The sequence below is a fragment of the Oribacterium sp. C9 genome (assembly GCF_002007235.1).
Taxonomy (GTDB): Bacteria; Bacillota; Clostridia; order Lachnospirales; family Lachnospiraceae; genus Oribacterium.
Genome location: NZ_MUHW01000016.1, coordinates 40,930 through 63,982, shown reverse-complemented (window position 1 = coordinate 63,982; position 23,053 = coordinate 40,930). Strand labels below are relative to the sequence as shown.

At 37.3% G+C, this 23,053-nt stretch carries 19 protein-coding genes; 5 read left to right on the top strand and 14 right to left on the bottom strand.

Translation table 11 applies throughout. The features are described from left to right. Positions 1-7 precede the first annotated feature (7 nt). From BXO88_RS10920 to BXO88_RS10900, 5 genes are all read right to left on the bottom strand, one after another. A complete protein-coding gene (locus BXO88_RS10920; protein WP_078037765.1) occupies positions 8-1,969 on the bottom strand; it encodes a site-specific DNA-methyltransferase in 1,962 nt (653 codons plus the stop codon). Beyond that, complete coding sequence (locus BXO88_RS10915) at positions 1,911-3,152, bottom strand: hypothetical protein (RefSeq protein WP_078037764.1); 1,242 nt, start codon at positions 3,150-3,152, stop codon at positions 1,911-1,913. Before BXO88_RS10915 ends, BXO88_RS10920 begins: the two co-directional genes overlap by 59 nt. Then, the gene (locus tag BXO88_RS10910; protein ID WP_078037763.1) at positions 3,149-3,802 is read right to left on the bottom strand and encodes a DUF4391 domain-containing protein; all 654 of its coding nucleotides are present in this window, start codon (positions 3,800-3,802) and stop codon (positions 3,149-3,151) included. Before BXO88_RS10910 ends, BXO88_RS10915 begins: the two co-directional genes overlap by 4 nt. A gap of 13 nt (positions 3,803-3,815) precedes the next feature. Beyond that, positions 3,816-7,055: a helicase-related protein gene (locus BXO88_RS10905; RefSeq protein WP_242945204.1), complete on the bottom strand. Its 3,240-nt coding sequence runs from the start codon at positions 7,053-7,055 to the stop codon at positions 3,816-3,818. A gap of 405 nt (positions 7,056-7,460) precedes the next feature. Then, complete coding sequence (locus BXO88_RS10900; RefSeq protein ID WP_078037762.1) at positions 7,461-9,074, bottom strand: hypothetical protein; 1,614 nt, start codon at positions 9,072-9,074, stop codon at positions 7,461-7,463. Between the two features lie 458 nt (positions 9,075-9,532). On the opposite strand from BXO88_RS10900, the gene BXO88_RS10895 reads away from it, so the two are divergent. Then, on the top strand, positions 9,533-9,721 hold the full coding sequence (locus BXO88_RS10895) for a hypothetical protein (protein ID WP_078037761.1): 189 nt from the start codon (positions 9,533-9,535) through the stop codon (positions 9,719-9,721). 245 nt (positions 9,722-9,966) lie between these two features. On the opposite strand, the gene BXO88_RS10890 is transcribed toward BXO88_RS10895, so the two are convergent. Beyond that, positions 9,967-10,323, bottom strand: a complete 357-nt coding sequence (locus BXO88_RS10890; protein WP_242945203.1) for a hypothetical protein — start codon at positions 10,321-10,323, stop codon at positions 9,967-9,969. Positions 10,324-10,382: 59 nt separating this feature from the next. Between BXO88_RS10890 and BXO88_RS10885 the strand changes: the two genes are divergently transcribed. Beyond that, entirely contained in the window at positions 10,383-10,814 is a 432-nt protein-coding gene (locus BXO88_RS10885; protein ID WP_078037760.1) for a hypothetical protein, read from the top strand. Between the two features lie 567 nt (positions 10,815-11,381). Here BXO88_RS10885 and BXO88_RS10880 read toward each other — a convergent pair. After that, positions 11,382-11,846, bottom strand: coding sequence for a GNAT family N-acetyltransferase (locus BXO88_RS10880; protein WP_078037759.1), 465 nt, complete (start codon positions 11,844-11,846; stop codon positions 11,382-11,384). Positions 11,847-11,974: 128 nt separating this feature from the next. Next, positions 11,975-12,514: a hypothetical protein gene (locus BXO88_RS10875; protein ID WP_078037758.1), complete on the bottom strand. Its 540-nt coding sequence runs from the start codon at positions 12,512-12,514 to the stop codon at positions 11,975-11,977. A 265-nt stretch (positions 12,515-12,779) separates the two neighbouring features. Here BXO88_RS10875 and BXO88_RS10870 point away from each other — a divergent pair, with 265 nt between their 5' ends. Next, positions 12,780-13,028 carry a hypothetical protein gene (locus tag BXO88_RS10870; protein ID WP_078037757.1) on the top strand — a complete coding sequence of 83 codons (249 nt, stop codon included), beginning with the start codon at positions 12,780-12,782 and terminating at the stop codon, positions 13,026-13,028. 984 nt (positions 13,029-14,012) lie between these two features. Beyond that, a complete protein-coding gene (locus BXO88_RS10865; protein WP_078037756.1) occupies positions 14,013-14,948 on the top strand; it encodes a DUF6017 domain-containing protein in 936 nt (311 codons plus the stop codon). A 278-nt stretch (positions 14,949-15,226) separates the two neighbouring features. On the opposite strand, the gene BXO88_RS10860 is transcribed toward BXO88_RS10865, so the two are convergent. From BXO88_RS10860 to BXO88_RS10835, 6 genes are all read right to left on the bottom strand, one after another. Further along, complete coding sequence (locus BXO88_RS10860) at positions 15,227-16,276, bottom strand: alpha/beta hydrolase (protein ID WP_078037755.1); 1,050 nt, start codon at positions 16,274-16,276, stop codon at positions 15,227-15,229. A gap of 25 nt (positions 16,277-16,301) precedes the next feature. Further along, positions 16,302-17,588 (bottom strand): SLC13 family permease, encoded by a 1,287-nt coding sequence (locus BXO88_RS10855; protein WP_078037754.1) that lies wholly within the window; start codon positions 17,586-17,588, stop codon positions 16,302-16,304. 90 nt (positions 17,589-17,678) lie between these two features. Then, positions 17,679-18,539, bottom strand: a complete 861-nt coding sequence (locus tag BXO88_RS10850) for an MBL fold metallo-hydrolase (protein WP_078037753.1) — start codon at positions 18,537-18,539, stop codon at positions 17,679-17,681. Positions 18,540-18,669: 130 nt separating this feature from the next. Then, the gene (locus BXO88_RS10845; RefSeq protein ID WP_078037752.1) at positions 18,670-19,581 is read right to left on the bottom strand and encodes a LysR family transcriptional regulator; all 912 of its coding nucleotides are present in this window, start codon (positions 19,579-19,581) and stop codon (positions 18,670-18,672) included. A 719-nt stretch (positions 19,582-20,300) separates the two neighbouring features. Next, positions 20,301-20,822: a hypothetical protein gene (locus tag BXO88_RS10840; protein WP_078037751.1), complete on the bottom strand. Its 522-nt coding sequence runs from the start codon at positions 20,820-20,822 to the stop codon at positions 20,301-20,303. A 345-nt stretch (positions 20,823-21,167) separates the two neighbouring features. After that, entirely contained in the window at positions 21,168-22,193 is a 1,026-nt protein-coding gene (locus BXO88_RS10835) for a C-GCAxxG-C-C family (seleno)protein (protein WP_078037750.1), read from the bottom strand. 249 nt (positions 22,194-22,442) lie between these two features. Here BXO88_RS10835 and BXO88_RS10830 point away from each other — a divergent pair, with 249 nt between their 5' ends. Beyond that, complete coding sequence (locus BXO88_RS10830) at positions 22,443-23,030, top strand: hydrolase (protein ID WP_078037749.1); 588 nt, start codon at positions 22,443-22,445, stop codon at positions 23,028-23,030. Positions 23,031-23,053: the final 23 nt, after the last annotated feature.

Sequence of the window (23,053 nt, the reverse complement as noted above, 5' to 3'; positions counted from 1 at the left end):
TTACTCCTTAAATAACCTTGACAGTTGTATCAGGTGCCAAAAGTTTAAATATTTCTCCAACATTAATCTTTGCTGGACTATTTGAAAAACTGCTATCTCTAAACACAGCTCTTAACGGCTTTCTCTTAGCAATTTCTTTAACAACATCTTCAGGCACGTTTTCATCGAAGCATGCCATTAAATCTCCATTATTATAAGTATGTACCTTAACGCCAGATATCTCTTCGGATGAATATGGTAATGACAATGGTAATCCCCATTCAAGAACACATCCGAAAAGCAAATCTAGGTCTGTTCTGTCAGACTTGATGTTTGATTCCATAGCTGCAAGCATACCCTGAGAATATCTGTCGGCGCTATAATACACTTCATTCATATTGCTATCTGATATAATAAAGTTTCTAAAGCCTATATCTAATTCGTTATGATTTAGCGACGATTCTTCTATGATTTTTTTGCCAGCTCTTCTTATCCTTTCTTTTCCAATATCACAAATGGTCTTATAACCATCTTTATATGCTTCTGAATTTTCATCTGTTTTTTCTGGTAATTGAACCATAATAAAATGTCTATTACCGCCATCCTCTGCATTAAGACGCATCACAGCTTCTGCTGTGGTCGCACTTCCAGAAAAGAAGTCCAAAAAAATTCCATTTGGTTCAGAATGACCTATCCTTAAGCAATCCATAACTGCATATATAGATTTTGGATAATCAAAATAACGCTTTCCAAGAAGATTTGTAAGCATATTTGTTCCGTACTCAGTGGATGAATATTGTTTTTCATCCCATACTGTTAGCGGAAGCATTCCTTCATCTTTCATTCGTGCTTTTATGTACACAGCCGGGTTCTTATCACGATCCAACCTAACACACATATCCGAAGTATCTGAAATTGCTCTTTCTAAACTCCATTTCCAACGTCGTGGTCTGCCGTTTTCATCAATAGGGTACGATACAATTTCTTCTATTGTTGGTTTTTCTAATACAGTATATTCCTTTGTATCACCATTCCATTCCAATTTTGGAATTCTGAATGTCATATTTTCTTTGTTAATATAGATAGGATAGTACATAGAAGGCGCATCTTCCTTGTATCCTCCATGCTTTCTGAAATTAACCCATTCAAATTGTCCTATTTCATCCTTTTCCTTATAACGAGCTATTTGCTTGTCATTTCTTGGAAGTCTTCCCAACTTCACATTTGTATTTGCTCCATAGAATAATGCATATTCATGTGAAATGGATGCACCAGTAACTGTAGATCTTCCTGATGGATTGTTTTTGATAATTATAGTTGCTAAATGATTCTCCTCTCCAAATACTTCATTCATTATTGCCGTAACATTTTCTATTTCACTATCATCAATAGTGAGCGCAATTATTCCATCACTAGCAAGAAGATTTCTTGCCAAAAGAAGTCTTGCATATATCATCGTACACCAATCTGAATGAAATCTACCGTTTGTCCTGGAATTAACAACTAGTCTATTTCCATCATCATCAAATACACCCTCATCCTCTAGAAATTCTGCCTCTGTTTGAAAAAAATTATTTTTATAAATTAGGTTACTTCCGGTATTATAAGGCGGATCAATATAAATCATATTAACCATCCCGAGATAACTTTCCTGAAGAAGTTTTAATACCTCCAAATTATCACCTTGTATATATAAGTTTTTAGTTTCATCCCAATTGACACTACCCTCTTTACAAGGACGTAGTGTTTTCCTTATCGGCTTATTTGCTTCAACGATTGCAGACTTTTTTCCAACCCATGTAAACTCATACGCCTCAGGACCCTCAACAATTTCATTAGAAAGCATTTGACGAAGGATATCAAAATTTATTGCCTTTTTTATATTTCCTTCGGAGTCCTTGAACTCTGTAATACAATTTGGAAATAATGTCTCAATCTTCTCGATGTTCTGAACCGTCATATCCATCGATTCCATTCTCATTTTCTCCATTTTTTAATCCTCCGTCATTATCATTTGATTTTTTATCAATAATACCATTGTTTATAGTTCTATCCCATGTCTGTGATAATCGTGCCATATATCTTGCCTGATTTTGTATAGCCAAAATAGCCGGATTCTCTTCAACCATATTTGATATTCGTTCAATACGTCTTTCTGCTTCCACTAAACCTGGATTCTCTCTATACAAATCCGCTATCTTTTGAGCGTTTTCTGTTGCTTTTATAAGTTCCTGAGACTTACCTATAGAATTTGTTAAGTTGCGAGACTGTTCTATTGCCTTCTCCATCTCTTTGCTCCATTGAAATGCAGTCTCCATTTGTTGAGTTATTTGTGCTAATCTAATAAAATCATGATTAAAAGTGTTTGCCAATTCATTTTGAATTTGTACCATTGATTTGTCATATGCTCGTGCAATCTGTTCATGTACTCTCAGTGCATCGGACAAAGTTTTATTGAAATTATGCTGACTCTTTGTTATATTTTCCTTGATTTGCACATCATCTATCGCCTCATCAAGTTCCCTATTTATTTTTCTAATCAGCTTCTCCGCTTTTTGATATTTTTCCCATCTTATATCATGAGAATGCATAATATCATTTCTAGCTTCACGTACAAACTGATACTCCTTTCTTAAGGTTGGCGCAATGTTTTTTCCAAGAAGCTTATCCCAAACTGTTTTTTCATCTATACTCTCCAAAATATGAATAATTTCTTCTTTTGAAAAAGTTTCCCGCTTAGTCTCTTTTATAATTGTTTTGGCTGCTGACATAAATCCATCATCTATGAAAAGGATGGTAAAAATTTGTCCAAAATCTTTCTCTTCAAGCTTCTCAATATTTTTTGCTGATTCATCATCTTTATTAATTGCACTGAACATATAAAGAATTTTTCTTAGTTTGCGTTCAAAGCTACTCATTAATGGATATAGTCTATCATTTAAATACTTAGAACTATCATTTTGCAGTGTTATTACCTGAAAATTATTCCTCACATACTCATCAACTTCAGCCAAACTCTTAGCTGTTTTCAAGTTATTCTCATTATTAGAAAATTCTGCATACCAGCATTTTCCGTTTTCAACCGAAAAAAGCTTTGAACCCACTCTTTCTGGCTTATAATTTGAGATTTTTTGTTTATCATGTATATTGAGAAGAAGATATTCTTGTTTCATTTAAACTTATCCAACTCCTTTTTTAATGTCTTTAGCTTTGCATTAAGCTGCATTTGAACATTGAACTGTTTCTCTTTTCTGACTTGTTTCTGTAATTTATCTATTTGTTTTAGTAGTTCTTGCCGTTTATTATTCCTTTCAATAGACGCTTTGAGAGATTCTTGATTTGATGTTTCTAATGTTCCTCCAGCAATTTGCCTTACAAAATTCTCATAGACAGCATCGATAGATAGTCCTTCCATCTTCACGGGTAGTTCATTTAGCTTAATCCATTCTGTGTGATAGTAATTATTGACTTTGAACATACCTTTACCGGATTGAGCTTCTTCTTTATACCCGATCCATGCCTGATACTTTTCATCAAACTCCAAGAGAAACAAAATATGATAAGGTATCTCTTTATCCATCTGTTTCAGGATTCCTTCATCAATAGTCTCACCGGTGAGCTTGATTTCAAAAACTTCTATCTCTTCTACTTCAGAACCTGTAGCAATATTTACTGTACTCGCAGCAATCTTGTTTCTCCAGTGAATACTTTTTATCTGTTCTACAAAAGATTGCTTTAATGATGAGCTTATAGAAAGGTTCTCATAAAACTTTTGCTTTGGTATACGCTTATTGAATTCTGTTGATTGTGGTAATCCAAGCATTGCTCTCCTTCCTCTACTCCCTAACAGCCATAAAACAAATCAACTCAAAATCTTCGAGGCCTGATACTTCTGACATAAGAGCAGATGTTCCGCCTTTTTTAAAGAGACTGTCGATATCGCTTTCTTCCTTTGTATCAATGATGGATGTAATGGCATCACTAAGCAGTTCTGATATATCAGCCATATCTTTCCCATCATTGGTTTCTTCATTGAACTGTGTGCATAGTTCTTTAATCGGTTCAGATTCACCTCTGCACAAAAGCCTCATTGTATCCAAAAGGTGCTTAGGATTAAGATAATCGCAAACCACTTCTCCATCGGAACTTATATACACCATGTAGAATGGATGGATACGGTTCTGATTATCAATGTTCACACTGTTATTTACATTCCTCAGTACGAAGATGATTCCTTCCGGATTTTCTTCCGATGCTCTTACAACAGCGTGAAGTCCCTTTGGCTTTTTCTCCAAATCATGATGAGTCTTTACATACTCCAGTAAATCCAATCTGAACTCATTGAGCCCAAGGTCCATTATGGAGATTCCTGTGGACATATCCTCTATGTCAACAACCTCTTCCTGCAATCTCTTGAGCTGCGCTCTACGGTATTCCAGATCTCCTTTCTCTTCCGGGCTAATAAGGTTATCATCACCGGTAGAGGTCATAATGGATATCTTCATACGTGTTTCAACACGGCTCTTGAGATTTATATATTCATCAAGATCCATATCCGGCCAAAAGTTCACAAGCTGAATGTACTGATTCCTACTTCCAATACGGTCAACTCGGCCAAATCTCTGAATGATGCGAACAGGGTTCCAATGGATATCATAATTAACAAGGTAATCACAGTCCTGTAAGTTCTGGCCTTCTGAAATACAGTCCGTTGCAATCAGTATATCTATCTCTGCCGGATTGTTTGGCATGAGTACTTCTTTATTTTTTGAAACTGGCGAGAAGCATGTGAGCACATTATTAAGGGTAGGTTTAATACCCTTTACTGTGGTCTTTCCTTCGATAGCACCAGTGATAACTGCGGTATCAAGGCCATACTTCTTCTTAACAAACTCGCTTACATTGTCATATAGATACTCAGCCGTATCTGAAAATGCAGAGAAAACTATAATCTTCTTGTTCCCTACGTTGATAGGATTTTCTATCTTATTTTCAATAAGCTGTAATAGCTCCTGCAATTTGAAGTCATGCTCTGGTGTAATATCTGAAACCATGGAAGTTAAAAGTTCCAAGATGTATGCATCAGCTTTAAGTTCCTCACGCCAGCTTTTGTAATCCATGTCAGCAAGATCAATTTTTACTTTCTTACCTACACGGAAGTCTGTATTCTCATCCTCTATGTCAAACTCATCTTCATTCAGCTCATACATATCAAGGTTAGCTGTTCCATACTTCTCATAGCGATTAATGGCATCTATTGTTCCATTGATAAGATCCTTTATTCTGGTAAGGGTTAGCTGGAAAGAATAAACTGAGCTCTCCAATCTTTTGAGCATATTAATACTCATCAACTTCCTAATACCTTCCTCACGTCCTTTCTGAGTAAGGCTTTGACCTTTATTATGGGTAAGATCCATATACTTCTGCATCTTACTTGGGAAGATGTAGTTGGAAGGAGTATATATACATAGTGTTAGCAATGTAAGCTGCTCGAATATCTCATTGTAATTGATCGCGTTGTTTAGATCTGTAAGCTTTGGAAATTTAGAGATCGGCTTTAATCTCTCAGGGAACTTTCCTATTTTCGCAGTATTGTAATACTTCTCAATATGCTTTCTTGACCTTGCAATGGTAACGCTGTCCAGCACTTCGAAGAAATCAAAGTCCAGATTTCTAAGAAGAGCATCTGTAGTTCTATCCTCGGCATCTAGCTTGCTCCACTCATTAAAAGCTCTCTGGGCCTGACGGAATATTTCTTCAAGTGGCTTTTTTGTATCAAGAGCTTCATTCAAAGTATCAGAGTCACCTTCATAAGCAAGTGCCAGCTGATTCTTTAAATCGTTGAACCTGTTATTAACAGGTGTCGCTGACAGCATCAGAACCTTTGTCTTTACTCCTGCACGGATAATCCTATCCATCAGTCTGTTGTACCTGTTCTCTACATGATTGCTATGTGTTCCACTTCCGTTTCTGAAATTGTGAGACTCATCTATTACAACGAGGTCATAGTTACCCCAGTTGAGCCTGTCTAGATCAAGCCCATTAGAGAAGCCCCCATTTCTTGAAAGGTCTGTATGAAACAGAACATCATAATTCAATCTGTCCGAAGCTATAGGATTGTTGACATAATTATCCTTATATGTGTTCCAGTTCTCAGCAAGCTTCTTTGGACATAGAACTAGCACAGTCTTATTCCTATTTTCATAGTATTTGACAACGGCAAGAGCAGTGAAAGTCTTACCAAGACCTACACTGTCAGCAAGTATGCAGCCATTATATTTTTCAAGTTTATTAATGATTGCAAGCACAGCATCCTTCTGAAAATCGTATAGCAGATTCCAGATTTTACTCTGCTTGAATCCGGTTGCCTCATTTGGAAGGACATCCTCTGATATATCTTCAAGGAACTCACTAAACACATGATACAATGTCATGAAATATATAAATTCCGGTGAGTTTTCATTATATGCAGTCGTTATATTCTCCAATACAACATCTGTGACATCTTGGAGCTTCTTATTATCATTCCATAGTTCTTCAAATACCTTTAGGTATTCCTGTGAAAATGGCGCATCCATTTTCTGAATCATGGAGTAGGCATTATTACCTCTCTCGCATCCGAGGTCTACAGTAGAAAACTCCATGATAGGTGCATAGGATTTTCCCGATGTATGAATAAATCCCGGCATATTCTCCTGTGTGACGTTGGACTTAAATACACCTTTTCTCTTAATCCACTCAGCGCATTCCTTGGCAATGGCCTTCTGCGTCATCTCATTACGGAGCTTGATTTCAAACTCTGTACCATAGAGATTCTGTTCACGGTTCATTCTTGGGATATAAAACTCCCGTTTCTCTTTCTGCGCTTTTTCTGCAACAAAAGTAGGAGCCGTGAAGATAAACCTAAATTCTTCACATTGCTCCAGTTCTTTTTTTAATTCCTGATATGCGTAAATTGAAAAACTTGCTGCAGCTATAGAAACCTTGCTGCCAGATTTAATCTCGTTACTTAAATCATCACGTAATGTCTGATTTACATTATCTATTAACTTCAAACCACCCATCAATGAATCCATGATTGTACCCTTTTAAATAGTGAAAAATGCCCACTAATCCAATGTAATATACCATAAATTATATACCCCTATGTATGTTCAAACAACATAAGCACAAAAAAACAATTCACATAATCTGGCTTGCAGAATGATAATTCCTTTAAATAACACTATTCCCCACTGCACTCCTCATAAAACGGGCAAGTCAGACAGCACTGTCCACATCTCTTCTGCCGGATTCTCCAACCTCTTCGCAACCAATATATGAATCTACACATCAAAAACACCTCCCGTGACTGTATGTCCGATTTGTTTCTGACTATACAATACACGACGAGGTGTCCGTTAAAAATGACAGATTATAAAGAAGAAGAAAGAAGAATTCTGAGAATATTTTTGTTTTGATCTTTCCCAAACCTTTGTAAATCACTTTCTATATATGGCATTTATACCATATTGATGGTACTCCCCTATGCGATAGTTTTCTACAAATTCTCTATCCATTTCCCACTTCGATATTGCAATCTGATACTTAGATTGATACTGCCTTTGGCTAATAAAGAAATCAATATAACTTATTATTTCACTTTTACTTAATATACCCTTATCAATCAGTACTGCTAATATTTTTTGTCTTCTTGCGCTTGTTAGTCCCTCAACCTGACTAACATTATAGTTATATTGCATTAAAATGGATTCTTGAGCTAGCATCATTCCATTAATGGAATAGTTCTTTAAATATGTCTTCTCATCACTCATTCTGCATAATGGAATGCCCATCTTCTTTAAATTATCATAAGAGCTTTCCATTACAAAATACACTTTGCATACTGGACAAAATCCCGCGTTGATCCTAGCTAACCGCTCCTCATTTTGATTATCTATTATGCTTACAGCAGCTACAATGTTTTCTATTTTATGATTGTTATGCATACACTTAAATACTGATCTTCGTACAACAAAATCTCTAATACCAATTTGCGGCAGGGCTGCAAGTTCTTCCTGTAGTTTTCTTTGTCTCTCCCTAGCTATTTCTTTGCGCTTTTTTGCCTCTTCTTCCTCTTCTTCCTGTAATCTACTTTGTTCTGCTTTTTCTTTTTTTCTTTCGATACGTTCTAATTCCAAACGTTCTGCTTCAGCTTTCTTTTTCGCTTCTTCTCTTTTTTCTTCCTCTTTCTTTAGCCGTAAAGCCTCAATCTCAGCTTCTCGCTCTTCTGCGGTCTTTTTATGGACTTTAACCCTGACTACCTGAGGATCTGTTTTTATTATTTCTTTTTCTAATTCCTCCAACCCATACAGTTTTTGTACGTTATTATCTTCTTTTAACACATACCTCTTTCCAGAATCAGAAATTATCCTAATTAATGATATAGTTTTACGCTTCTTTACATCCGTAGAAACATAGTTCGCATACTCAATTCCAGCATCATTTGCAACTTTTGCGACCCATTTCAGCTTTCCTCTATGTGTTTGCTGTATAAGGTTATTTATATACGAAGACGGCACAATGGTTTTTCTGGCTGTCTTAATCTTCTCAATTAAAGATTTTCCGTCGATATTTTTATGAATACACTTAACACAAGCCAATCCTTGTAATTTTTCATATTCACCATATTTATCACAGTTTTTCCCACAGCATGAACACTTAACCAGCTTTCCTTTTCCCACTGTAAACACGGTAAACTTTTGACCCTTATACTCTTCTATTGAGCATTTACCCAGATTTTCCTCTTTCTTAGGCTTAATCGTTGACTTTTCTTGCTTGTTTGCAAGCTCCTCCTGATTCGATACAAAGTCATCAATCAGCTCTAGACATTTTTGCTCCCTGAAAAAAGCAATACTCACAGAATCCTTTATTTCATCTAGCTTTTGTTGAGACATCTCAAAAAAAAGAACTGTATCAGGTGATACTTCTCCCGACTTGAGCTTTCTGAAAAACACGGCCTTATCTTTACAGTATAGATCAAGCCACTTTATCTTCTTGTATTTTTCATCATATGTATAACAAAGTATTTCATTCCTGATGAGCGTTGAATCCATCGATTGCATCCTCTAACATATTCTTAAAATCGATTATAATCATACATCCTTTAATAAAAAACTTCCACTTCATAATACAATGCGATTTTTGTTTTTTGACACTAACGATACAAGATGATGTGTCCTATAAAAAGGCGTGCATGAATATATGATTTTTTTGTGCAAGGATTTAGAGTATCCTCAGAACAGCGGTATAATATGCCTCGTGATTACAAAAATGCACCGGTTATTGAGGCAAAATACAAGTGCATGATTGTCTTAACCTATACCACCATTGTATTTAGCTAGAAATAATAGCCTTGATAAACTAAATAAATGCAAAATAACTATCGGCAGACATTTTACAGAAAAATCCGAACGCATAATTACTCCGGATGATTTTTTACTGGTGCTAGAAATTCTTTTTTTGAAAAACCGTGAGAAAATTATTCTTGTAAAAAAATTAAAGGAGAAACGACATGAACATTACAAACGAAACATCCCTGTTCTGTAAGGACATTCAGGGCGCCTATGAAAGAAAGGAATCCCTTTATATTGAAAGGACCATCTCTTTCGATTCCTACGAGGAAAGCACCGTAACATTAACCAGTACAGACTTTAGCCGTGGTGACATCTACTTCAGAACCGAAAACGGCTCATTCTGCTGATGTGTTGAAGACATGGAGAATCTAACAAGAGAGGAATCAGATAACTCTGTCCTCTATACATTCAGTATAGACTACACCGACTATCTCGTAGTTATGGACCGTGCTGCCTAAGACGACTGACTGCCGCCAAGACCCTGTAAGTCCTGGCGGATTATTTCATTAAACCTGCTTTAAATCTTCTTTTTCCGATATATCTCCCGGCATCAATCGAAGCCAATTCCGTATCTTTTCGCGAAAGCCCAATTTTAACGAAGTCCCCTCCATCTGTACTCGATATAACATGATATCTTTCCGTTATCAACCCTTGAGAATCTGTTATCAAAACTTGCCCCAATATTTACCATCACTGTATCAGGATGTTTCTCTATAATCTCTTTTATCTTACGATCCAGCATAATGGTACGTACTCCCTCATGCGAAAGAAATTTGTCATATTGCTTTGTATCAATATTCAGATGCCTGATAATATCTAAAGCCTTTGGATCATTGATACGCGGATTCTCCCTTAAAGTCTCACTTGCTTTCACCACAAGTGGTATCAGTGCTGTTGTCTGAACGCCTCTTGATATTGTACTTAAATAAATACATAAATAAAAAATCATTTTTCGAATTATCTCACATATTGCAAGTGTAAAAAAAAAAATTAGTTAGGAGTATTTTTATGTGTAACAAAAAAATAATGCAGGTATCAAGAGATAAAAAGAAAGCAGAAGCAGTAAAGCGAATGAAAGCGTGGGGAATTTACCCTGAGATAATCAAACAGTTTGAAGATGAGGGAATTGTATCAGAAAGTGCACCTCCATTTGGAGCTTGCTATTGGCTTAACGATGAGCAGAAAGCTAGAGTCGCAAAATTCGAAAAGATTACCAACGCTCTCGTCTATCATGTAATCCATTCCTATACTGACTTTGGAGAACTTGAAAATTACTTATACGTCAGTGACTATCCCAATGAGTGGGAGATGGATCATTACTGCATCAAGCGCGGAGCACAGCTCTGCTATGTAGTCAATAAAGATATACCGATTTTTTCTGAGCCTGGAATGATAGGTATTGCATTAACTCCTGCATCCGGATTGACAAGAACATGGTAATTAGAAATCTGAAATATCAGAAGCTGATGGAAAAAAGAACATTGATTACTTAGACTTAACTTGCTAGAACAGCTTTTCTACTGTTCCTATTGATGAATAACTATATGAATAAGAAAAACAGATAGCGCCAAGCTGTTTTGAATAGAATCAAACTTATGTAAAGGGTACATACCGTCATAAATTGGTGGTATGTGCCCCTATTTCATTACAATTTAGTTCATTTCGATTAACACCCTACAAATAATTATATTTCCTGTTCTAGGAGACGGAATACATCTGCATCCGTATTGTCTCTTATGATTGCATGATAAACACTCCCCATTGCAGGTATGCTTATAATGGTACATCATTCTACGGCCCTTTTGTTTCGCATTTTTAATTATTTTTACTTTTGCGAAGTACTAAGCCATCTCGCAATATCAACCATCCTTATTCCGTCATATTGAGCTTCATGGTGCTTTGTCCTTTAAATGATCATTTTAGGATAAGATATTATAACGCCCCCTGATGGGTAATTCATTTCCACTTAAGATAAGTCAGCAACCAACTCAACCAGACTTAATTTCATCAGCCCAACAATTCCATTTCATTTTGCATCTTCACAAAACCATATTTCTCATATAGTGGGCGTCCCATCCACGTAGCTTCTAAAGAGATAGCGGTTATACCCTTCTCTCTGGCATCTGTTACCAGCAAATCCAATACCTTTGTTGCTATTCCTCGCCTTCTGTAATCAGGTCTAACATATATATTCATTATGTAGGCTTTTTTTCCTGTCGGATTATGGTATGTAGGCATCACCTGAAAGTAACTTACGCCTCCTGTCCCGACAAAAGAATCGTTATCAAAAACAAGGTAAGCAGTGTGTTTATCACTGTTCAACGAATTTATATAGTATTCTTCGGATTTCCGTTCCACTTCATCCATGCTTATATCATCATCAAGTTCATTGGCCGCCCGCAATACTTCTATCCTCGTTTTTACCAAAGTATTTAGATCTTTTATCGTTGCCTTCTTATATATCAGACTCATTAGACTTTACCTCCAAAGCTACTGATTCTTTGAACACCCTAACCGTTATTTATAGACTGTAAACGTGAACTTGCTTTCAGATTATCAAAATGCCATTCAAAGCCGCACAAACGGGATCTATTGTTCGTTCAGTTCCCAATACTTGTATATATAATAAGAACAAACCACACTATAAGAAAAGCGGCACTGATCACCCAAAAATATTTAGTTCCATGTATTCTCAAAGGATCTTTCCTAACATACTCCTCCGCAGAGTTAATCCAGACCTTTTTATCAGACCCGGATACATAAGCGTCAAACAGAGATCTGAAAAAGTCGTCAATATCTTCTCTTAATAAGTACTGAACACTTATCATGTCATTCTCCCAGATGTATCTGACCCTTATAACGGTTTTATCCGTCATGCTTTCAAATCTGACGGCATATTTCTGAGGTTGTGCAACATATAGTCCGCCAGTATTTTCAGTATTATCAGCAAATAATATGTATAAAACCCCATCCTTAGTCTCTGCTTCATACTCTGATAATTTCCCGGAGACTTTCCTTCCTATCCTGGTCTGACACTCATTTAAGGACAGGGAGGTTTCATAAACATAGTCAAGTCTCCCGGCACGCTCATCCTCTATTTTCATTTGTATATTCGGATTCAAATTATAACCTTTAGGCATTCATCCTCCCAATAGCACCACCATGATGCCTTTCTCATTATTTCTACATTCTCAAGATATTACATTATGTGAAAACACTTTGGCATAAATAAATCATTTCTTTTGTTATTGCCAAAATATAAAGGAAGCTAATTGTATCTATATAAAAACATATTTTTATGATCTATTATCCAACTCATCACAGCATATTTATTCTGTCAGAGTTTTTTAGCGGCTCTAACTTACTTTATAACAAAAAACACTATTTAAAGAAAGGATCCGTAATATGCTGGAGAAGAAAAAAGTAACAATTGCATCCTACAAATGCTATATAGAGGGATTTGCTATAGACATTGTTGATGACGAAGAAAACGACTGCTTTGAGGCGTGGCTTTATTCTGAAGAATGTGCCATTAAGCAACTTATGTTCGGCCTACCCAAAAAAGATGTATCTAATTCACTGTTCATGACTATTGTGTCCGCTAATCTCGAGGCACATATTAGTGCCTACTGCAATGAATATTTGAAAATTTAATGCTCTATAATAAAAATGAATCTTCATTTTTATTATAACACACGGGAATCCTCTGACTAGCAAACCAGGGATTCCTTTTTTTTATCAGTTCTTTTCTATTACGTGTTATACCACTTATTGTCAAGCTTATTTCTGCCTTTTAGGGATTCACCTTGTTCAAGACCTTTTGCTTTCCGTTTTTCTCTTCTTAAATGACATTGTCCATGTAGATAATCCAGACCTGCTCCGCATCAACCATCCTAGCTCACCACTGCCAGTACACAACACTTGGATGTATCTCCTCATTGAAGCAGCCAAACCATCTTTTCATTTCAATTCACTATCAGCCTGCATCTGAAGACATCGTCTACGGTCGCACAGAATATCCCATCTTCTAATTCCATCCCGACATAAAAATAGTCGTATAATCTCTGGCAGACTCATAATTTTTTCAATACGGTACACTTTACTGTTCTTCATGTCTCCCCTTTCCCTCAAGAGAAAGCCTTTCTATGCGTATGAACTTAAGTTTTCCATAAGTTACATCTCATACCAGGCATTTCAAATAACATTTTTTCTCTAAGTGCAATTAGCTTCCTACCCCTCATGTCACATAAGACCTTCTTTTCTTGGCGTTTATTGAAAATGATCAAAATCAATTCTTCTTTTTGATTTTATCCGGCACTAATGAAAGAACAGATATTGTACTTGAATAAATGCAAAAATAAAAAATCATTTTTAGACTCATCTCACATATTGCAAATGTAAAACAAAATACACGCACGGATGACGTCCGGTATACAGACTATTCATTCAGAATCTCTGATACTAAATATTTAGTAACGTTTGATAAATAATCTTAACGTCGGCAAAGTATCATTGTTTCACAACAGTTATGGTTTTATGAACAAAATGATCCATTAACAAATAATATTTGATCGGCTGGGCAGTGTAGTAACTGTCCAGCTGTACTTTTTATATAAATACAACGATGGGGGATATTAAATGAACGCAAATTTTAGATTTGATTATTTCACGAGCCAAGAAAGCGATATGCTTTGCTTTTACAGGATACCTAAGCTCTTATTTACTGATGATTCCTTTAAAAAACTATGTATAGATGCAAAAGTCCTTTATGGCCTAATGCTTGACAGGATATCACTCTCATTAAAAAACAAATGGCTTGATGATGATAATAGAGCTTACATATACTTTTCACAGCAGGAGGCGATGGAAATGTTAAACTGCAAAGGAAACAAGGTTGTTGCACTATTTAAATCACTCGAGAATTTTAATCTTATTAAACGCAAAAAGCAGGGCCAGGGAAAGCCAGCTATTATATATCCAATGCTCATTATACAAGATGATAATAACAGTCAGCCTTCTGATGATCAGAAATCAACAGATAATGCTTATATTTCTGGCATTGATAATTCAACTGTCCAGACTGTTATAAATCCAAAGTCTAGTATTGGGATAACCAAAGGTCTAGACTTGGATAAAACCAATACTAATTATAATAATATAAATAATACTGACATAGTGACATCTAATCATATCAATCTTAGGGATGGGATTACGATGGATGATTATAATGCATATGCTGAGCTGATAAAAAATAACATTGAACTAGATACCCTAAAGAAAATGAATCCTCTCAGAGCTGACATTATTGACGGGATTTATGATCTCATTTTGGAAACAGTACTTAGTAAAAATGAAACAATACGTATAGCGCAAAATGACTATCCGGCAGAATTAGTAAAAGCAAAATTTCTTAAACTAGACAGTGCACACATAGATTATGTAATTGAATGCCTCAATACTACCACAACTAAAATACACAATATGCACAAATATCTTTTATCGGCTCTGTTTAATGCACCATCAACTATTGGCAGCTACTATCAGGCAGCTGTTAACTATGATATGTCACATTAATTACCGCTAGAGCTAACCGTCCTATTATCAAGTAGCCATCAGGCAAAATCCAGTGAACAATGTCATAAAATCTGGGGAGGATATATTTTGCTCTCGATCATTTGAACAGTAGGTTTTTATGATCGCGACCTTACATACTACAGATTCAGATGCTCTAAAAAACCGCATCAGAGGGGGATCTGATGCGGCGGTACTATATCTAAAAAGCAGTGATATAGATAAGTATAAAATATTTTTTCCAAGATACTTAGGATGACATATGGATAGTCAGACTTGTTTCAAAGACTTTTCTCCTTTAAAAGACCTATCAGATAGTCTGCAATTTCCAGATTGTTCTTTTCATACATCATCATATGACCGTTTCCTCTTATTCCGACATCTTCAAGGCGGATAAAAGAGTGTTCTACACCGCACTGATCCAGAACATGAGATGTAAGATGATCAAACTGTGAATGATATGACGCTTCACTGACTATAAGCCAGATAGGTATACCTTTTAATCTTGGAAGCTTAGGCGCCGGGTCCTGAAATGCAAGACCATCCCACAGCGCTGAATCATCGGTAATGTTCTTTTCAATCTGTAGTTCTGAAAGAGAACCCACAGGCGGATCTAAATGCAGAGGAAGGTCTGCTATTCCAAAGTTTTCGGCGATCTTTGCTTCGGGATCACGGGAAAACGGAGGACCGGAAGGTTCCAGTGCTATTATTCCTTTTACAAGCTCCGGGACTGCATCGGCCAGTAACCATCCGAATGGACCTGCCTGTGAATGAGTAAGTAAGATGGAAGGTCCAATTTTTTCGAGAAGTTTCTTTCCGGAATTAAGCATCAGTATCTGAGAATCCCTGTTTTTAGGAAGGTATTCAACCTGCGAGGCAAGAAACTGCCGGTCTATCTCATCTTCGAACTCCATATTGCCGGAACCGGGCCATTGAGTATGAAGCCTGGACTGAGGCCAGTTCGCATTATCAGACATAAAATTGTTCTGTAAAACATGGACAGGATGAAATCTTCGTGGACCGTTTTCATCAGGATGATAGGCGGACCGCCCCCTTGAAGGCTGCTCACAAAGATAAACCTCATATCCCTGAGAAACAAAGTAGTCTGACCAGCCCATACGTCCATCTGGTGTCATGAGCCAATTTACATTGGTCTGTCCGGCACCGTGCATCATGACGACCGGATATGGATGCTTTTTTTCGATGGGAAAATAGGCTTCAACAAACATCTGATTACACATATGTCTGTTGCCTTCCTCTCCTTTGATCTCACCATCAATATAAAAAATACTCTTTTCTTTTATAAAGCTTTGATCTATTTTCGGAACCATGTTTATTACCTTTCTTGATCAATGATCAAAAAGCCGGATATACCATACTTACATAGGCGATGTAACCCACAGCAAGAAGCGTCGCGATGATTCCGCTCATCTTGAAAAGAGACTTAACGTCATATCCTCCTGCACTCATACACATAGGAACTGCGGCTGTTGCTGCAGGAGTCATGAACGCTGTAAGTGAACCTGAAGCGATAAGGATAAGGCATCCTCTTGGATCGGCCCCAAAGGCGCTGCAGGTAAGTAATGCTATCGGAGCGAAAACATTCATAACGCTCTGATTCTGCATGATCTGCGTAAGGATAAAAGGGACAATGAAGAATATAGTGTGGAGCATCACTGTGCTGACTCCGTTACCTACCACATTTGTGATAACTGTACCTACATAATCTGCAGTGCCTGTTGCCACCAATGCCTTTGCCATGGTGTTCGCACCTACAAAGAGGAGACAGATGTCCACTGGTATGGAAGCGATGGCTTCTTTCTTGCTTAGAGTTCCGAAGATCACCATGAGAATCACACCGGCAAAAGAAATGAGCCATGTTGCGACACCGATCTTTTTACTGAAGATATATCCAAAAATGACTGCAAAGAAGATTATAACACCGAGGATATCTGCGGATTTCGTAAGTGGCTTCTGTTCCTTTTTGTTGCCCTGAGATGAATCGATAGCAACTACAGGCTTGTCAGGTGTGATCTTAGGTGCGATGAAATAAGCCCAGAGAAGGATGATAAGAATAAAAGGAAGTCTTCCCTTACAGAAATCCATAGCTGTGAAGCTTTGTGTAAATCCGTAATTCTCCATGAAACCGTTGAAAACAGCTGCCTGGCTGATACTAGCACCAAGAGGAAGTATAGCGCAGCATCCGATACAGATCACAAGCAGAGGGAACTGTCCCTTTGATCTCGGTACATCAAATTCATCACATACAACATCCATGATAGGAAAAGCGATAGCATATGCAGCCATAGGGCTTGCAATCATGCTTGTAAGCGCCAGTCCGATAAGAAGAACTCCGAGATAAGCAAGCTTATAGTTGCCCTTTGTTATCTTTCTGATGCCCTGAGTGATTTTTGATGGAAATGATGTACGCCCGAGTCCTGCGGCGAGAACTATCATCGTAGCGATGATGACCGTGTTGGAGTTTCCGATGCTTGCCAGAACATCCTCTGCTTCAACGCATTTTGTCAGTGTAAGTAAAATGGCAACGCAGGATGCGGTTGCACCAAGAGGTATCTTTCCCAAGAGAAAGGATACCAGCATAAACAAGAAAATGCATAGACATAAAACCATTTGTGTGTTCATAATATTTACCCTTCTTTTTGTGCCCTAAAAGTATATCTGATAAAGACTGATTTACTCCCATATCTGCACTTTATCAGCTGTTTATGAATATCAGTCTTCCGGAACGATCGACAGATTAAGTGTGTACCATTTGCCCCGGATCATAGGAGCTACTCTTCCGGCCTTACCCTTTTCTTCCATGATGCGGTTCATATCTTTTATCATGTTCTCCGCAAATTCAGGATCGTTGGACAGCCATGTTTCATAATGCATCGGTATGAGCATCTGTGTATCCACCTGAGCGAACCATTCAGCGAAGTTCTCCGCAACATTATCTTTAACCGCAGAACTTGCCATCTTATTCCTGATGATGATATTAGGCTTGTTCGGCCCCTGAAGACGCTGGATCATTCCGTCGTCATTACCGCCGATAAATGCTACTCTCATACCATTGTCTGTAGTGAGAACAAAATTTGTGTTGAAGGTTCCGCCCATCCAGTCAAGAGTTGCTCTCTTGTCATCAGGGTATTCCTTTAATGCTGCCTGAAGAGTCTGTGGGAGACGTTTTGGCATGGAATGATGCGTCGCATGGTGTGTCTCCATAACAAAGCCATCGAAATAGTAAAGACCTTCATAGTCCACAGGATACATATCTGTTGTGACAGCATTCATTGCCTTCATAAGCTCCAGGACATTACCGCTGTGGGTTATAACAGTCGGGTGATACTTATCCATAACTTCCTGAAGATTGTTGATATGATCCGGGTGTGTATGATTTAAAAATACATAATCTACATTTCCAAGGTCATCTACTGTGATGTCAGGGAATTTTATATGATTGAACATTCCGCTGTCATCATTTGAGTACCATGGATCAGTGAGTAAAGATATTCCGTTATTGAAGCGGAACTGGAAACATTGACCATTGATCCATCTGAATGAAAATGCTTTTGAAACTGTGCCGTCTGCCATAAATCAACCTCTCTTTCATGCACAAATCAAAATATCAATATATGTAGTATATGGCTGTGTTTTTAGGATTTCTAATACGAAAAGCGGAGAAAACATATAGCCATATGGCATATGTTTTCTCCGCTATATACTATAGATTCTTTATATAATCCATACATTCACGTATGAGCTTATATTTTGTGTCTGTTTCAAATCCTTTTCTGCATATCAGGTATTGCTTAAATCCCAGATCTTCTGAAGGATCAAGATAAAGGAGTCTGTCCTTTTCAAGATGGATCCAGTTTTCTTCTTCACCTATGTACAGGCAATGACCTTTACCTGCATTGGCATATTCAAAACGGGCATAAAGATTACTCAGTTCTTTAAGATGGACCGGGATATCGGTTTTATTCAATAACTGATCGATGCCGTTTCTGCTAGCGCTTCCTTCGGAATTGACAGCTATGTTCTCCCCTTTGAAGTATCTGAGACTGATGACCGGCAGTTCAAGACCTATATCAGTCGCATACTTTTTCAGATCACTTCCTTTTGACAGATAGATGGTTATATGTGAGTCCTTGATTTTTTCATAATACAGGTCCGGATCGATCTGATCTGTACAGATATAAATCACATCAATCAAATGATCTTTTAGCTTTTTCAGAAGATTGTCACTGAGATCAGATCTTAATTCCAGCTGATATTCCGGATAGTTACTGTAGAACCACTGGAGCATCTCACCTGCAAGATAAAAGGTTCTGTTGACAGGCGCTCCGAAACATATCATCTGCTCACTGACCATATGGAGTATATTCAGCTGACTTTTAAAATCCTTTTCCGCATCTACGATCTTAGAAGCCAGTTTATAAAGAAGTTTACCCTCCTCAGTAAGCATTATCTTGCTGCCGCGTTTATGAGAAAAAATAGTGATATCATATTCATTTTCTATTTTTTTGATGCACTTACTAAGGGACGGCTGTGCGACATACATAGCTTTGGAGGCCTTATTCAGACTGCCCTCCTCCACTATGGTGCATAAATAATAAGCTTCCCTGATGTTCATAGATTTGTCTCCTTATACTCCCGAAGATAATTTCATGATAACTTACAGGTATATATGCGTCAAATGGCAATGAAGTTCGCTCGGCTGTTTACCATCTTCACTTCGCTAAGTACTCTTTTATCCTTAACAACTTTGGCTACAAACTCGTCAGGAAGTAGCCTCCTTCACTACGATTACACATCATTCGTCAACTGTATACTCATGCGAGTATGGGCTTCTCATGACGGATTTATCGTAAATGAACATAGGCTTGTTTTATAGAGCTTAAAGAACAGAAATTTGAGGATATTATATTTTGAATCAAAGTCCTTCTCGATATTATAGTTAGATACAATACAAGCAGGCATAAAAATAGAGGCGACTCTAGAATATTATATCTTGTATAATATCAAGAATATATAGTCGGAAGAGAGCAAATTTTCCAAATCGCATTACGATTTTGACATTTGGAAAAAATAAACTTGACTGCAGGACACGCTTTTTTACAACTTATCCTGAATTATTCAGTGAATAATTCAGGCTTAATGTACGTTTTCATGTACTTTTCAAAAAATTTTTTTCCAGTTTCTTTTCGCCTTTTAGTTTGATTATATAATCAAACCACTTTCCGCTTGATATAAGGCTTTACTGATATTTATTATACTATTTACCTTATATTTTTTTAAAGGGCCGCCTCTTTATATATCACTAATCTAACTATTCCTATACTTTTATGAGTATCACAACTGCTTGTCTACAGGCACGCTCTTCTGATTATGCAGCAACATAAGTATCTCTTTAAAAGAATCATCGTAATTCTTCATTATTTTGTTCTCTTCTTGTGTGCGTGCCAATTCTTTGTTTAGTAAATCTATTTTATCCTTTAATTCTGATATTTCAGAATCCTTTTGGCTTATAAGCTTATTTGCCGTTATATCTTTATCTGTTAAAGACTCGATGGTCTTTTTCATCTGTTCAATCTCTTTGTTATAGTTTGCAGTAAGCTCTTCTTTTGATACATCCTTTAATCTTATATACGATGTGCTAATATCATAAAAGCTGTTAAATAATCTTGATATCTTACTGAGGTACTCAGTATCATCCTGAGAAAGCTCTTCCATCTTCAGACGGTTTTCTTCTGCGTGGAGCAACCTCTCAATTAAAGTTTTGTGATTCTCTTTTGTTGCACTGCAAATGCGTTGTACTGTTTCCGTATTGACAGTACTGAGATTTATTCGGGTATCTTTTGCTTGCTCTGACATCTTATCTCCTTTAAATGGGGCAAATCATATAGTAATTGGGCCATATGATAGTATCTGGGCCAAATATTATATACTTTGGCCCAGATTCATATTTGACTGTTTCTCTTATAATATGTAGGATTATTCCTGTTTTGATGAATTTTTTGAGACATTTGAAGAAAAAGCAATTGAAAGTCCGGTCAAGTAAAATATAGTCAGTCCCCCATTATGAGACAGTAAAAACTATTTATTATTATGCGCCCAATAACCAAGAAAAAAACGCCGGCACATATCCAATAAGACTCATTAGGATTAATCTCTCTTTATTGGATCTTAGAAAAGGTAAAGAACAAATATACTGACAGTTTATTTTATCTGTGATAGAGCATCCTTAACAGCTTCTTTCAGCGCATTCGACGTGATCGTTGCACCTGAAACGGCATCAACCGAGTCGATTTCCTCCGGAGTAGCCAATCCAATGAATTTTTCAGGAATAGTATCAATAGCTTTAGTTCCAATGTTTGGCGTCTCATTATGAGAGATCACCTTCACATCGCTGATCTTTCCACCATCTACAGTTACTTTGACCTGTATATCTCCTTCTATTCCTTTAGCTGTACCAATATAATCATTATTTCCTGTTTCAGTTACTGCGTTTTCTGCTTCTGCCGGTTTTTCAATACCATAAAAGATATTGATGAGCTCGATTGTCTTTGCAGCCACATCTGCTGACAATGCGGCACATCTTGACTTTCTTCTTGGATCCTTACGTTCTTCAACTCCGGCCGCACTCATCCAGGTTCCAAGCGAATCCACACAGTTCACAGAAGGAGCAGTGGTGTGTACATCATCGTATTCACCATCATAAATTGGCAGTACCGTTGATGTGTACCATGCCTGCAGTTCCTTTAAAACATCATCCTGATTATCCTTCGGGATAAATAAACTGATGGCGAGTGTAGCCCCACCAAGAGCTCCGCAATAAGAACCACAAGTGTATCCTGAATGTCCTAAAAAACCAATCTCCTGTGGGAACTGATTGTATGGATAGCCGTATTTCTCAGCGAGTACTCCAAGGAATCCATCAAAAACAGCTGCTCCACATCCTCCGAGCTTGAACCACTGTTCATATACCCTTGCCTGTACTTCTTTTTTATCAAGTTCATGCCACTCGAGAGGAAGTCTTATCGCAGGGATGTTATCGGTCACATTATTTTCAATAGCAGTCGTTGACTGTTCTTCTGATGATAATTCTGTTGCGGCTGTTGTTGCCTCCGGAACCTTAGTTTCCTGCCCACATCCGGTTAATGTCGGAACTGCCGCAAATGCCGCTACGCCTACAAATGTCTTTCCGGCTTTGTGTAAAAATTCTCTTCTTGTAATCTCCTTCATCTTTCCAACTCCCTCGTATTGTTGTTTTTAGTAGGTCTAAATATAGAACCTTGATTTTATACACACCCTCTTTTTTATATCATTACTCTAGTAGCAGTATGTTATTCATTTTCTTTATCATTAGATATCAGAAAAATATTCTTTTATATTTTTTGACATACACATACAATAAAAGTATTTACATAGATGTTGCAATTAAATAAGTCACTTCAGGCAGAACTAGATATTAAAAAGATGGAGATAAATATTATGATCACAAGAAATGAAGCATTTGAGCTGTTAAAGAAATACAATAAGGATCCATTCCACATACAGCATTCTTTAACAGTTGAAGCAGTCATGAAATGGTATGCAAATGAGCTTGGATATTCTGATGAAGCAGATCATTGGGGAATTGTAGGACTATTACATGACATAGATTTTGAGCTGTATCCTGAAGAACACTGCCTTAAAGCGCCAGAGCTATTAAGGGGCGGTGGGGTAAGTGAAGATATAATTCATTCTGTCTGCTCTCATGGATATGGGATCACTGTAGGTTGTGGAGTGACAATAGACGTGGAGCCTGTTCATGAAATGGAGAAAGTCCTGTTTGCTGCCGATGAGCTTACCGGCTTGATATGGGCGGCAGCTCTGATGAGACCTTCTAAAAGCACAAAGGACATGGAACTTAAATCCCTTAAAAAGAAATACAAGAGCAAAGGGTTTGCGGCGGGATGCTCTAGAGATGTGATCGAACGTGGCGCAGTTCAACTTGGATGGGAACTGGATCACCTGCTTGATATGACACTCCGGGCCATGGCCGCCACGGAAGATACTATTAAAGCTGAAATGATTTGATTTAAATAGTACAGGAAAGCAAG